The sequence below is a fragment of the Alkalibacter mobilis genome (assembly GCF_015594845.1).
Taxonomy (GTDB): Bacteria; Bacillota; Clostridia; order Eubacteriales; family Alkalibacteraceae; genus Alkalibacter; species Alkalibacter mobilis.
The window spans coordinates 50604-65501 of the sequence record NZ_JADNRK010000005.1; the positions used below are offsets into that span (position 1 = coordinate 50604).

A 14898-nucleotide genomic window follows, 5' to 3' on the forward strand; every position below is an offset into this window, starting at 1 on the left:
TTAAAGGTGCTTGTCTATCATTTTTTCAAAATCGTTTTTGGGTCTGAATCCTACAACTGCATCTTTAGGTTGACCTTCCTTGAATAAAACGATTGTTGGTATGCTTGTGATTCTCAAAGCTTCAGATATTTCTGGATTTTCATCCACATTTACCTTAACCACTTTTATTTTACCATCATATTGTTGATCCAGTTCTTCCATTACCGGAGTAACCATTTTACATGGCCCGCACCATGGTGCCCAAAAATCAACCAATACCGGTTGTTCGCTATTCATTACCTCTTCTACAAATGTTGCATCCATTACTTCTTTCATATTAAACCTCCATATTTTTAGTTAAGTTATTTTTTTATCACTACAGTCATTATATACCCCCCATGGGTATATGTAAAGGGTAAATCATGTTTTTTTGTGTATTTTTTTAATAAACCGATTTCCTTCTGGAATGAGAAAAATTCATATTTTCTATGGCTGCGCACTCGCGACCTCCGATGGGTTACGTATCGGAGAGATAATCCGTTTTGTTTATGATATAATGGTCAAGTTCGGAGAGGAGACTATTTATGAAAATAATACAATTCTTGAAACTGGCTGAAATTCAAACCAAAGTAGCCAGCATGACGCCCTTATTCGTTGCAACTTTCTATACCTTGTATTACTACGAAATTTTTGATCTCAAAAATTTTGTTCTAATATTCGTATCGCTGTTATGCTTCGACATGGCCACGACCGTCCTGAACAATTACTACGATTATGTAAAAGCATTAAAGACGGAAGGATATGGCTATGAAGATCACAATGCCATAGTCAAATACAACCTGAGTGCTTCCACAGTTCGCAAGACTCTTTTAGTTTTGCTGGTTACGGCAATATCTACCGGCATGGCATTGTTCATTAATACCCATCCGTTGACCCTTCTAATCGGTTGTGGGGCGTTTTTAGTGGGAATTTTTTATTCCTTTGGTCCAGTCCCGATTTCCAGGACACCTTTGGGAGAAATTTTTTCAGGGTTTGTTATGGGCTTTTTCATAACATTTTTAGGCGTGTTCATCCATATCCACGAATTCGACCCAGTATCATTCGGTTTTGACACGCGGTTTTTGACAATGAACCTTGATATGGATTTCCTTGCAAGAATAATCATCGTTAGCTGGCCATCCATAATCGGCATAGGCAACATCATGCTGGCCAACAACATATGCGACATTGAGGAAGATATCGAAAATAAAAGGTACACGTTGCCCATCTACATCGGAAAGAAAAAAGCTCTTTGGATTTTTGAGAACAGCTATTACACTGCATACGTTGCCGTATTAATGGGTGTTTTCTCCGAGACACTTCCCTTATTGTCTCTGTTGATGTTTCCAACCATTAAATTACTGAGAAAAAATATTGCTGCTTTCAAAAAGCTCCAAACCAAGAAAGATACTTTTTCACTGTCCATCAAAAATTTTCTGCTGCTGGACGGTTCACTTTTATTGACACTTTTGGTCTCGTTGATACTTGACAAATTCATTTGAAACAAAAAATGATGAGACTTTAAGATCCTTCTCATTGTAAAGGTTGCATATAATCGGGAGAGAATAATACAACTTGATTTTGCAACAGAAGGATCTTATAAATCTCATCATAACTAACCTGTCAACTTAATATTTGTTGCCACTTCAATTACATTATACCTTAAGACCTTTGCATAATCTAGATTTTTTTGGTTGTGCAAAATTTCATAAATCTACATAAGCATTATTGCTCGTTGGCAATATTTGCGAATGCTTCACCAAATTTTCTCGCATTTTCCAGTGCTTCCTCGTCTGGATTCCACAAAGCTTTGGTTTCTTCAACAGGCATCTTAAATCCTGATTTTTCCAGTTTTTCAGCTATCACCTTAACGGATTCCCCACTCCAACCGTATGTCCCAAAAGCTCCACCTATTTTGCCGGTCATTTTTAATCCTTCGATCATTTCCAAAATACCTGCTGTTGCATAAGTGATGCCTTTGTTGATTGTCGGTGAACCCACCAATACAGCTTTTGACCTGAATACTTCGGCGATGACATCGTTTTTGTCGGTTTTAGACAAATTATAGAGTTTTACAGTAGTATCCTCATCAGTGCCGGTAATTCCATCTGCTATTGCTTCAGCAAATCTTCTTGTCCCCTCCCACATGGTATCATACAAAATGGTGATCTGATCTTCCTTGTAATTGTCAGACCATTCCAAATATTTTTCTACGATTTGAACCGGATCGTCTCTCCAAATAACTCCATGGCTGGTACACAAGTAGTCCAGAGGCAAATTCATTGCCAGGATCTCTTTGATTTTCGCAGATACAAGTTTATTGAAAGGAGTCAGAATATTGGCATAATACTTGAATGCCTCTTCAAAAAGTTCTGTTTGATCTACCTTGTCGTTGAATAATTTTTCTGATGCGTAATGCTGACCGAATGCATCAGTACAAAATAAGATATTGTCTCCGGACATGTAAGTAAACATGGTGTCCGGCCAATGGAGCATCTTTGCTTCTACAAAAGTCAAGGTTTCAGACCCTATATCCAAAGTATCACCAGTCTTCACAGTCACAAAGTTCCAATCTTTATGGTACAGGCCTTTCAAGCTCTTTTTACCATTTACACTACAGTAAATCGGTGTCTCGGGAATCTGTTCCATAAGTTCAACCAAACTTCCGCTGTGATCGCTCTCTCCATGGTTGATGACAATGCAATCAATGTCATTCAAATCGATTTCCTTTTTAAGATTTGATACGAATTCCTTGTCATATGGTCCCCATGCCGTATCTATCAGTATATTTTTTTCATCTCTGATCAGATAAGAATTATAAGATGTCCCTCTGTGAGTCGAAAGTTCGTCACCATGGAATCTTCGCAACTCCCAGTCTATTTTGCCTACCCATGTAACCTTGTCCGTTATTCTTCTTCCCATATTAATCTCCTCCCAATAGATCATCGATCAAATTCCAAAACGCCCTTTTTCAAAAGAAGTTCGATATCTTCTGCAGGAATAGCCTTGCTGAAATAATATCCCTGCCCTAGGTCACAATTATTTTTCAACAAGAATTCAGCCTGCTCTTTAGTTTCTATACCCTCTGCAACCACACTCAAACCAAGACTTTGAGCCAATGAAACTACACCAAGATACAAACTCTCTTCCTTTGGATTGTTCAGTACGTTCATCAGAAAAGATCTGTCGATTTTTAGCACATCGATTGGAAGAGACTGAAGATGGGTCAGAGAAGAAAAGCCCGTCCCAAAATCATCCAAAGCTATTGTAATTCCTCTGGATTTAAAATCCAACAATGAATTCAATACATTTTCCTCATTCGTCAATACGGCAGTCTCGGTAATTTCAAATTCGAGCTTGCCACTGCTTACGCAATGATCAGTCAATATGTCCATGGTTTTTGAAGAAACTCCCGTCCTGCTCAATCTTACACTGGAAAGATTAACAGAAATTTTTGGAGCATCCAAGCCTTTTCCAAGCCATTCATTGACCTGTTCGCAAACCTCGTTAAGCACCCAATCGCCAATTGCATCTATGTGCCCGGTCTGTTCGGCAACGGGAATAAACTCCCCGGGCGATATGAAACCTCTTAGTTTGTGTTCCCATCTGATCAATGCTTCCAGCTTCACGATCTTGCCGGTTTTAAGGTCTACTTCCGGCTGATAGTATAACTGAAATTCTTTATTTTCTATTGCCTTTCTAATCATGCTCTCCATCTGAACGAATCTTTTTGAATTCAGTTCCATTCTTTCTGTAAAGAACAGATACTTGTTTTTTCCACTTGCTTTGGCCTCGAACATTGCCAAATCAGACCTTTTAAGCAAAGTGTCCAAATCTGTCCCGTCATCAGGATAGATGACGATCCCACTGCTTACATTTATATAAAAATCGTGTTCCATATAAATCCAAGGTTTTTTAATACTTTGGTTTACAGCCTCCAGAAGTTTCACCGCTTCTTCCCTGGACCTTATTTTTTCCAAGACCACAATAAATTCGTCACCGCTGAGCCTGGCTACAAATCCCTTTGTCCCTACCATTGCGATCAATATTTTTGCCATGTGTTTCAGCATTTCATCTCCTGCAAAATGTCCGTGGATGTCGTTTATATGCTTAAAATTGTCTATATCTATGTATATCAGCGCGAAACCTGATCCGTCGCCAACATCACGCTTGACCAGCTCTTTCACTTTGGATGCCAACAAAGCTCTATTTGGAAGCTTTGTCAAATCATCATAATATGCTTGCTTGTACAGCATCGCTTCCATTTGCTTTCTTTCAGTTATATCCGTCCCCGACAAAATAATCCCTCTTACATTTTGTTCATCGTCGTGAAGAACGCTGAAACTCCACAGTATGTCAAGATACTCACCTTCTTTGGTGACAAGCTTCTCTTCCATTGAATTAAGAGCTTCTCCCTCCAACAATCGGTAATACAGTTCAATGATGTCAGACTGCCTTTCATCGGACACCAGTTCCAGGGCACTTCTACCCAGCAAATCATCTTCAGAATAACCTGAAATTTTTGATGCAAATTCATTTACACGCAAAATTTCTCCTTTAGGTGACAACAGGATTATGATGTTAGCTGATTCCTCGATTATATTTTCCGAAAGTTCCCTTTCTTTCTTTAAAGAATTTTGTAGTTCCACTTGTTTTGTTATATCCGTATGAGAACCCGCCATCCTTATAGGGTTTCCCTTGTCGTCCCAAACTCCAACTCCCTTGCTAAGGACCGTTTTATAACTGCCGTCTTTACACCGAATCTTGAATATATTCTGGTACTCGCCTTTCTTATCTGCTATATAAGTTTCAAGGATCTCCATGGCCTTGTTTCTGTCATCCGGATGTATCATGCTTCTGAGTCCGTTTATTGTTGGGTCCAAATCGTCAGGACCGTAACCACAATAACTCAACCACTTTTCTGAAAATCTATACACATCGTTGGCTACATCCCACTCCCAGATGCCGTCATTTGCCCCTTGTACGGCAAGATTGTACCTTTGCTCGCTTACATTTACCGCATTTATGCTCTCATCAAGCTCCCTATATTTCATTTGAAGTTCAATCTCGGTGCGTATAAGCTCTTTATGGGTATAACTCAATCCTTTATAATTCTCGAATATTATATCCACCGAATCTTGATAAAGGCACAGACTTCTTTTTATTATTCTATAGAAGATCCATCCAGTGATTGCAACATAAAACCATCCCTTCCATGTGCTTACCGTAGTTATGAACTCCAAGTCCCCGAATAGGAATGCCAATGCCTTGTCGGACAATCCGATCCAAATGCTTCCGATCAACAAATAGATCAAAATTATCTTCCTGGCCTCATGTCCCGGGTCTATATCTTCTCTAATTTTAGAAAACCGGTCTAATTCACCGTCTATTTTTTCAAATTCCATGTTACCACTTTCTATTTGGTTCACCACATTTCCTTTATATTGCCTGATACACTACTCTTTAAGATGTCCTTTCTCTACAGCATCATCAATTTTACTTATTACGTATTCCCATAAATTAGGAGCATGATCTCTTAGTATTTTATTTCTTTCAATCACCTTGTTTTTGTTGACCCCCGGCTTTTTCCAAGTGTGCCCCTCAGTCATGCTGTTCAATAGCAAAGGCTGCATTCTGTCGAGGCATGCGGCAAATTTTGCTTCCATTGTGTCTGTTTCTTCAAACTCCTGCCATAAGTCCCATAACTCTTTTTCCTGATCCTTCGGCAATATCGAAAACAACTTTCTGGCGCTTTGGATCTCCCTCTCCAACTTATCTTTGTTACCTTCCTGATCGTAACAAAATGTATCTCCTGCATATATTTCAACAAGATCATGTATTATGGTCATTTTTACGGATTTTAATAGATCAACGTTTGGATCTATGAAATGTTCCCTAAGCAGAAGCGCCATCATGGAAAGATGCCACGAATGTTCAGCGTCATTTTCATTTCTTCTATCTTCTATAACAACATTCTGTCTGAAAATATTTTTCAATTTGTCAATTTCTACTATAAAATCGATCTGTTTTTGTAATCTCTCCAACTTCTCACCATTCCTTCCTTCTAAATAATAACACATCGGATACAAATTTTACAGTCGGATAAAACCAATAAAAAAAGCAGAGCATACGCTCTGCCTGAAATTACACTGATTCAGTTATAGTATTGGTATCTTTGGCAACTCTTTCCTTCATGACTTCGTTTGACGATTCCAAGCCTTTGGCGTGGGAATCATCCAGATGTTTAATTTCGTAGAACAAGAAGATTGCAGTTACTGTTCCTGAAAGAACATCTGAAACAGGCAAAGATAAATATACCCCCGGCAAATCGAAGAATCTCGGCAAAATCAACAATAGCGGAATCAAAAAGAAAAACTGTCTTGAAAGGCTTAAAAACGACGCATGTCTGGGTTTCCCCACTGCCTGAAAATAGTTTGCACCCACTATTTGAAATCCTACTATAGGCAATAGTGACAAAGCTATCTTCATTTGAAGTTTTCCTATCTTTAGAAGCTCGGCATCCTTACTGTTGAAAACAGAAACTAGCTGATCCGGAAATAGTCTGGTAACAAGCAAGCCAATTACTCCTATAGCTACAGCTGCGCTGATAGCCAATTTAAGTGCCTCTTTTACACGATCGTACTTTTGTGCTCCGTAATTGAATCCGATGATAGGTTGAGCGCCTTGATTTATACCTATCATGGGCATAAATATCAAAGTCATGACACTCATGGTTACACCCATTGCACTAATGGCTATATCCCCGCCATATTTGATAAGGCTTTGGTTCATTATCATATTTTGAAAGCTGGTTGCCAATTGCATTGCAAATGGGGCAAACCCCAAAGCCGCAATCATTTTAACATTTTGAGACTTTAATCTGAAGTTCTTGGCATGAACCTTTAGCAAGCTCTTCCCTCCAAGAAAATATCTCAAAACCCATGCCATTGAAATGGCCTGTGACAGCACTGTAGCAACTGCCGCTCCTGTCATACCCCATCCAAAAACAAATATGAATACAGGATCGAGCACAATGTTCGAACCTGCTCCTATAAGCATGGTTTTCATGGCTATTTGTGGATTTCCTTCAGCTCTGATAAAATTATTCATTCCAAAACTTACAGTCATGAAAATATTCCCAAGGAGGATCACAAACATATAATCTTTGGCGTATGGCAAAATGGCTTCGGTTGCACCGAAAAGTTTCAACATTGGTTCCAAAAATACCACACCAACAACCGTAAGGCTTAGCGCCGAAACTATGAAAAGCGTTAGTGCATTACCGAGCAGTTCCTCAGCTTCATCCCTCTTATTCTGTCCAAGTCTTATGGAAATCAATGAATTGGCACCAAATCCTATAAGCATTGAAAATGCCATGGTTATAAGCATTACGGGAAATGCCACAGTTGTTCCCCCGATACCCAAAGATCCTACACCGTTTCCTATATATATCCTGTCTACTATGTTGTAAATTGCATTTACTACCATGCCAACTATGGCAGGCACTGAAAATTTAACGAGAAGTTTAGAAATTTTAACCTCTCCCAGTTGTGTTGCATTATCCATATCTTTTCTCCTTGATTTAATTGAAATTCAAATGATTAGCACTCTAATGAATCTTTACTTTTATATGATACTCGTAATGGAACATTAAATCAAGCAGTATTTTTATTTTATTAAAAAACCAAGAACAGAACATGATTTTTTTCATTCCCCTGCGGGTCTTAACGATACAATTAGACTTCGATCGCCGTATAATCTTTTTGTCTGTCCTTTATTATCAACGTTGTTCCCTTATGGAATCTTCCGGTTATATCACCTTCATTTGACAAAACTTTGCAGTATGTCTCTATCTCTCCCGGTGTTCCCACGATCCCCGCTCTGATCTTGTTGACTGCAATCAAAGCGCCTCCCTTGACAACACTTGTAGGTTTTTGAAATAAAATGTTTCCGCCTGCGGTAATTTTTGACTGGTAGGAACCTTCTCCCGTAATAATTACATCACCGCTGGAATTTAAGACGGCACTTTGGGCATATGTGACCTTGATAGTCTTGGAATCTGAAACTTCTTCCTTCATCATTTTTATGTCATCCAATAATCCAATGTAGATCCCATTGAGCTCTTGAAATCCCTCTTGATGCAATAATTTGATTTCTATGAAAGAATGCCTGATATCATTTTTTAACTTGTTGATCTTGGACAACTGTGAATCATTTAATGATTTGGCGGTTCTTTCTATCTCAGAAATGCATTTTTCCAGATTATCTTTTCCATTGTTGATGGTTTCCAACAAATTGCGGACATTTTTCCCATCGAAGGTGTGTAGTCCGGTAAATATTTTTTCCATTTCCTCTACCATGGTTTCCATGTACGGAATCAATATTCTAAATGCTGAACTTTCGTCCCCTGCGCTGATCCTGCCACCGATCACTTTTCCATTGACTTCCACATTTTGTTGAGCAATCAAATTCGAATGATATACAGATCCTATAACGGCAATATTTCCCGTTGCCCTTATAAACATGTTGTCCTGCACATTCCCTTTCACGACTACGTCTCCGTCAAAGTCTATATCATCCGATTCCTTGTCCAAGTCTCCAATGACAGTCAACAGGGGCACTACGCCGATTTTATCCCTTTTGATGTAAGGCCTTCCATCTATCAGTGCATAGACTTTTTCACCCTGAATGATTGCTCCGTCCAAAATACCAAGATTCTTGTCTACTACAGGTTTTACTTTAATTTCATTTCCTTTGACATCCTCCCCGGGAATGCCTACCACTGCTGCCGAAACTTTTTGAGCCAAAAGTTTGCCCCGCATTACCACGGGTTCCAAACCCCTTAAAATTTCTTTTACAAAAATTTCTTCGCAATATTCAAATACAGCTTCTGCACTCACTACGGGTGCTTTACCCCTGGCAGCCGTTACCTTTATAGTATCATTGCTTTCACATGCCCTTTTTATTTCTGACCGATCTATCTTTTCTTCAAGTATACCGTAGTCGAGCAAAACTCTTTTGCACTCTTCGATCGTCAATTCTTCGGGAAAAACAATTTCTTCATTCGGATCGAATACTGTTTTTGAGGTCTTGCCAATGTCTTTCATGCTGAACCTCTTACCATTTATTCTTTCAACAGTAAGATAAGCTTCGACCATTTCATCCGAGAAATCAACGATCAGTCGCCTGGAAGGTAAAATGTCTTCGTATTCAAATTCCAGCTCGTCACCCTTGTAAAGCAGGACTGTGCCTTTAACTTCATTTCCGTTTATTTTCACGCTCATTTGGGGATGCTTGAAGAATACTGATGCAGCAACACCTTTTCCCTTTGGATTGGTTATTATGATTTCCCCATTTTTGACCTCGATAGAACCATTTTCATTTTCCGCATCAACTACTTCGTTTTCGGGCTTTTTTTCTATGCTGAATTTTCCTGTCTTTTTTATCAAGCCCATCATCTTAGAGCTGGGCTCTTCCAAAACAGTGACTTTTAATTTGTCTGCACTGCATTTGAAATGCTCTACAGCTTTTTCCAAGGCATCCTCATAACAAAATGTTTCGAATATCATCGTTTCCCTCCAATCAAAAGGCACCCCTTAGGGTGCCGGTTGCAGGTTACTTTCAGGCAACCCGACTATCATATCCGCATGGACTTAGATTCGTAGCTTTGCGTCACCGTTTTTCAACGGTTTTGCCGATCATTATTTTATTTTTGCTTATATGTTGAACTTTGCTATGATGCTCTGAAGTTCTTGGGCTAGTTTTGCCAATCCGTCACTTGATCCGGCGATTTCCTGAATCGATGCGGATTGTTCTTCCATTGAAGCAGAAGCCTCTTCCGTCGATGCTGAATTCTCTTCGGCTATTGCGGTCAGATTCTGAAGGGTCTCCAATATGGCCTCCTTCATATTCATCATTATTTTTCCGCTATCATTAAGTTTATCGGTGGACTTCATTGCCAACTTCATGGCATCTTCGATATCACTGTATTTTTCTCTGCTTGCAGACACGCTTTCCGCTTGCTCTGAAACGATTGCTGTTACCCTTTCCATGGTCTTTACAGCATTATTGGCATTTGTCTGCAATTCACTGACAGTCTTGTCAATGGCCATTGTGGATTTAGAAGACTGTTCCGCCAATGTTCTGATTTCTTCTGCGACAACAGCAAATCCTTTTCCAGCCTCTCCTGCTCTTGCCGCTTCAATTGCAGCATTCAGTGCCAATAGATTTGTCTGGTCGGCAATACTGGAGATCACAGCGCTGGCTTCGCCTATATCGTTGGCGCTTTTGTTTGTCAATTGAATGATTTGGCCTATTTCAGAAACTGAGTTTGAGCTCTCTCTGGTTTTGTCGAGAAGGTTCATCATTTCCTTTATGCCTTCCTCCACGATTTCAGCTACTTTTAGAGACGCTTCATTGACTTCGATCAAAAATCTGCTGTTATCTTCGATACTTTCTCCGAGTGCAGCTGCTTTTTCGGTTCCTTCTTCAGTATTTTTTGCCTGCTCTGAAGCACCCTTGGCGATTTCTTCAACTGTTTTCGATACTTCCTCAGATGTTACGGCAGACTGTTCTGCACTTGCGGTAAGTTGTTGAGAAGAAGCCGCAACCTGCTGGGAGGAGTCATTCACCTGAGTTATAACTTCTCTGAAGCTCTCCAACAAGGACTGTAATGCTCTGGAGAGATCGCCTGTCTCGTCTTTTGATTTTAAGGCTTTTTCATCTAAATCTTCTCTCAAGTCCAGAGTTGCAATTGTTTTTGCTTTTTCTACAACCGGAATGATGGGTTTAATAATGGCGCTACCAATAAAAAATGTAACTAGCATGGCAGCAACTAGTGCTACGAAAGCAATCAACAAAATGTTGTTTCGCAATTTATCAACGGCACTTAAAACTTCATCCCGCTCAGCCGCCACGGACAGGCTCCAAGGCGTTCCTTCAATGGTGGAGTACGCTGATATCAGGTCCTTGCCGTTGAATTTGTATTCCTGAAATCCTTCATTGTTCTCTATAATATTTGTGAAAAGTTCCGCTACACTCTTCAGACTTTGATCTTCTTTTGATTCTTCTATTGGATTGAATTCACCGTAAACCTTTTCCCTGTCGGGATGAGCTATGACAGTTCCTGAAGCATCGACTATATATGAATACCCGTTTTCTCCATACTTGATTCCATCTGTAAGCTGACTGATGGCATCACCGTCGTATCTGCCGAGGATCGCTCCAACTATATTTCCATCTCTATAAATTGGTGTGGAATAAATCAGTACGATTTCTCCGGTTGCAGGACTTATCCCAAAGTTCAATGCATCTTGATTTCCTTTCAACGCATCGAGAGCGGGATCTCCTGGAGGAAGATTTACTACTTTACCCGAAGCGTAATGCAATGCACCGTCCAGTTGGATTATGCCGATTTCAGCAAAGCTGAGGCTGGTCATTTGTTTCGTTATTATCGGCATCTGTTCTTCAAGATCCATGGATTGCATTTTATCAAGCAATGCAAGCACCTTCAAAGCCTGTCTTTGAGTTTCGATTTCGCTGGCTACGAGGCTTGCTCCCTCATGTGCCATAGATCTCATATTTGTTTCTGCTTCGTCTTGTACTATGCTTCCAGCTGTCAATATAGAAACTATGCCGATGGCAAGTGAAAGTACTACGATCAGAGCTGTAAAGCTGAGAATCATTTTAGTTCTAATTTTCATGTCATCACCCTTCCTATTTCTTCATATCTTTTTTATCGGCTGGTAGCATGAAAATTTAATAGATCCTGTATAAAAAATCTTTTTGACATTATATCTTACTCGTCTCAAAATAATTCTTCCATGTCAAAAAAGAAAGAAGGAGGATATAAAATCCCCCCTCCATAGAAATCTACATTCAGTTCATCTTCTTAAGTTCTTCCAATACGTCCGCCAATGCTTTTTTTCTCTTGATGTTCCATTGAATTTTGGCATCTTTATTTACTATTGTCTTGAATACATTTTCATGTCTTCCTCTTTCGAATTCGACAGGAGGTTCTTCTCCTTTGATCAGATTTCCTGAAAGTACGCTGATCTCAGAATCTTCTCTGTCAAATTTCACATCTTTAATCTTTTTATTGTCATACCCCCATGTTACAGTGTATGTTCCGTCCATGTTGTCGGATACTCCTTCGACCACCGGTATTACTCTGTTTTTCCATAACAGGAAGAAGAAAAACGGCAGTAGAAGCAACAGTAACAACCACCACATATCAAAACCTTCATCCACCGGTGCTTCCGGAAGGGGTTCCTCGTCAACTTCATCGATTTCCACTTGGCTTTCTTCCTGATCTACAGGAGCCTGAGCCAAGTCTTCCTCCTCGACTTCTACCAATTGTCCTTCAGTCTCCGGAGCCGGTTCAGGTTCTGCTTCTGTTGTTGCTACAGGAGCTGCAGGGGTTGTGGGCGTTTCCACTTCTTCCTCTTCGGCTTCCGTTTCAGGCCCATCCACCGGAATCTGAGTATAAGTCACAGTTACTTCAGTGTTTTCTGTAATATTGAACGGCAACTCCAAATCCAAATCGAATGTATACCCCTCAACTTCTTCGATCCCCAGATTCTCCTGATTTACTTCATCGCCGTAATTATAGGTCATAGTTCTAATTGTGGTCGTTTCACCAACTATTTCCGTGATGGTTGCGATCACTGTCTGTATTTGGTATTGAGCGGTTACAGTCGTATCTTCAACTATTTGAGTAAAGTCCGTATCCCAACCTGTAAATGCGAATCCTTCTCTATCGGGATCGTCAGGTGCTGTGGCGCCTTCGTTATAATCTACTGTTTGAGTGTCAATTACCGATCCATCATAATCTACGAAGGCTACCGTAAATGAATCGACTATCCACATTGCGTATACCGTTACATCTCCCGTACTTCCAGTCGGTATCCCTTCCACCGGGCTTCCATCTTCAGCCCCATCGTACCAGCCGTCAAATGCGTATCCTGTTTTTGTGGGCTCTCCAAATATTATGTCATCTGATTCAATGGTGTATGCTGTCGGCGCTCCCGTGTAGTTTGTTCCTCCGTCAAGAACGTAGGTTATGTCGTATTCTGTGGGCGTCCACTGAGCCGTGGCTGTCATGTCGTTTGCAGGCATTGTACCGCTTAAGTCAATGTCCCATCCACTGAAATCGTACCCTTCTCTCGTTGGATCTTCAGGCGCTGAAATCGTATCTCCATATTCCAGATTCAACGGATCTATTTCGCTTCCACCATTAGTAACAAATGATATATTGTAGTCGTTTCTTGTGTAGTATATTTCAACTGCTGTAGAACCGTCTGCCGATATTTCTTCCTGTGTTACATCCCCTGCCGTAAAACCCGGGTAAACATTGGCCGATGCTACAGTCTGGTCTCCAGTTGTTCCCATAAGTTCTTCGTCTTCTTCAAGGGTATATGTGTCGGCATTAAGGTCTTCCAGATAATGCTCCACTTTGTATGCGGTGTTGCCGTTTGGTGTAAAGTAGCCTGTGGATGTCAAATTGTTTGCCGGCATTGTCACTGGCAATTCCGACCACCCGCCGAAAGTATATCCTGCTTGAACAGGCGCTGCTTCCGATGTTATGGTCTGGCCGTACTCATAAGTTTGCGTTGAGTATCCTGCCTGGGCAAAGTAATCACCGGTAATGTCATATGTCACCGTGTAACTATTGACGGTCCACATTGCGTATACCGTTACATCTCCCGTACTTCCAGTCGGTATCCCTTCCACCGGGCTTCCATCTTCAGCCCCATCGTACCAGCCGTCAAATGTGTATCCTGTTTTTGTGGGCTCTCCAAATATTATGTCATCTGATTCTATGGTGTATGCTGTCGGCGCTCCCGTGTAGTTTGTTCCTCCGTCAAGAACGTAGGTTATGTCGTAGTTTTGAGGTCCCCACTGTGCAGTTACCGTCAATTCATTTGCGGGCATGGTTGTCGGCAGACTTGGATCCCACCCGATAAAGTCGTAATTCTCTTTTGTCGGATCTACTGGTGGTGCAACTGTTTCTTCAAATTCGTAAGTCATTCTATCTACCGGACTTCCTCCATTGCTGTTAAAAATTATGTCGTAGTTGTTTCTTGTGTAGTAAAGTTGCAGGACCAGATTTTGATTCTGCTTTATAGTTCCGGATATTATATTCTTTTCATTGTTTTCATCAAATGTGAATCCTTCAAAAGATAATGGTTCTGCGGTCACATTTAAATTTTTGCTACCGGTGTTGTACTCGGTATGACCTAATGTATATTCATCGGTGCCCAGATTTTCAAAATAATGCTCAATTGAATAATCGATGTCATCACCGAATTTTACATTGATCCAGAAATCTTGGTCTGCTCTTACATTTAAAGGATTTTGTGTTGCTAATTCGTCACTCAATGAGAGACTGCTGACCCACCTGTTAAAATCCTTTCCAGGTACATCCGAAATCGCTGTTAATGTTACCATGCTTCCCTTCACAACATCCCTGGTTTGTCCGTGGTCCAATCTCACACCGTTCACCAATACGTGTCCGTTGTAATTTTTGTGCATCGTTATGGTCACATACTCGGTCTCATCAGTTATGTCCATTGCTGTTCCTATATTTGCCGGGATCATTGTCATTATCATCATGATCACCAAAAACATGGACAGCGTCCTGGTTACTCTCGTTTGTTTCATGTTGTATCCCCCCCTCATGAAAATGAGAAATAAAAAAGGCTGCCAAATTAAACATTGGCAGCCGAACCGTCATAGCTAAATAGCCTTAGACTTCACGCTTTGCGACCCGAGCTTTCACTCGGTTTGCTTTTTTCAACTTAAATCATATTATTTTAATCTATTATATTTTCAAAACCAGATATTGTCAATATAAACTATTTTAATCTGTTTTGTTATAAT

The 14898-nt window shown here is 40.3% G+C and carries 9 protein-coding genes and 2 riboswitches; of the genes, 1 reads left to right on the plus strand and 8 read right to left on the minus strand.

Annotated features, from left to right (window positions below; all coding sequences use genetic code 11):
- A complete protein-coding gene (gene trxA / locus IWB18_RS04325) occupies positions 1 to 315 on the minus strand; it encodes a thioredoxin (protein ID WP_195682381.1) in 315 nt (104 codons plus the stop codon).
- 248 nt (positions 316 to 563) lie between these two features.
- Between trxA and IWB18_RS04330 the strand changes: the two genes are divergently transcribed.
- Positions 564 to 1520 carry a 1,4-dihydroxy-2-naphthoate polyprenyltransferase gene (locus IWB18_RS04330; protein ID WP_195682382.1) on the plus strand — a complete coding sequence of 319 codons (957 nt, stop codon included), beginning with the start codon at positions 564 to 566 and terminating at the stop codon, positions 1518 to 1520.
- A gap of 223 nt (positions 1521 to 1743) precedes the next feature.
- Here the strand turns inward: IWB18_RS04330 and IWB18_RS04335 are convergent, their stop codons facing one another.
- The 7 genes from IWB18_RS04335 to IWB18_RS04365 form a co-directional block, all read right to left on the minus strand.
- Positions 1744 to 2940 carry an anaerobic nitric oxide reductase flavorubredoxin gene (locus IWB18_RS04335; protein ID WP_195682383.1) on the minus strand — a complete coding sequence of 399 codons (1197 nt, stop codon included), beginning with the start codon at positions 2938 to 2940 and terminating at the stop codon, positions 1744 to 1746.
- Between the two features lie 20 nt (positions 2941 to 2960).
- On the minus strand, positions 2961 to 5423 hold the full coding sequence (locus tag IWB18_RS04340) for a bifunctional diguanylate cyclase/phosphodiesterase (RefSeq protein WP_195682384.1): 2463 nt from the start codon (positions 5421 to 5423) through the stop codon (positions 2961 to 2963).
- Between the two features lie 51 nt (positions 5424 to 5474).
- Positions 5475 to 6098: an HD domain-containing protein gene (locus tag IWB18_RS04345; RefSeq protein WP_195682385.1), complete on the minus strand. Its 624-nt coding sequence runs from the start codon at positions 6096 to 6098 to the stop codon at positions 5475 to 5477.
- Positions 6099 to 6162: 64 nt separating this feature from the next.
- Positions 6163 to 7584, minus strand: a complete 1422-nt coding sequence (locus IWB18_RS04350) for an MATE family efflux transporter (protein ID WP_195682386.1) — start codon at positions 7582 to 7584, stop codon at positions 6163 to 6165.
- A gap of 170 nt (positions 7585 to 7754) precedes the next feature.
- Positions 7755 to 9587, minus strand: coding sequence for a FapA family protein (locus IWB18_RS04355; RefSeq protein ID WP_195682387.1), 1833 nt, complete (start codon positions 9585 to 9587; stop codon positions 7755 to 7757).
- A 52-nt stretch (positions 9588 to 9639) separates the two neighbouring features.
- Positions 9640 to 9724, minus strand: a riboswitch (cyclic di-GMP riboswitch).
- Positions 9725 to 9734: 10 nt separating this feature from the next.
- A complete protein-coding gene (locus tag IWB18_RS04360) occupies positions 9735 to 11720 on the minus strand; it encodes a methyl-accepting chemotaxis protein (RefSeq protein ID WP_195682388.1) in 1986 nt (661 codons plus the stop codon).
- Between the two features lie 175 nt (positions 11721 to 11895).
- Complete coding sequence (locus IWB18_RS04365; RefSeq protein ID WP_195682389.1) at positions 11896 to 14679, minus strand: InlB B-repeat-containing protein; 2784 nt, start codon at positions 14677 to 14679, stop codon at positions 11896 to 11898.
- A gap of 53 nt (positions 14680 to 14732) precedes the next feature.
- Positions 14733 to 14817: riboswitch (cyclic di-GMP riboswitch) on the minus strand.
- Positions 14818 to 14898 lie beyond the last annotated feature (81 nt).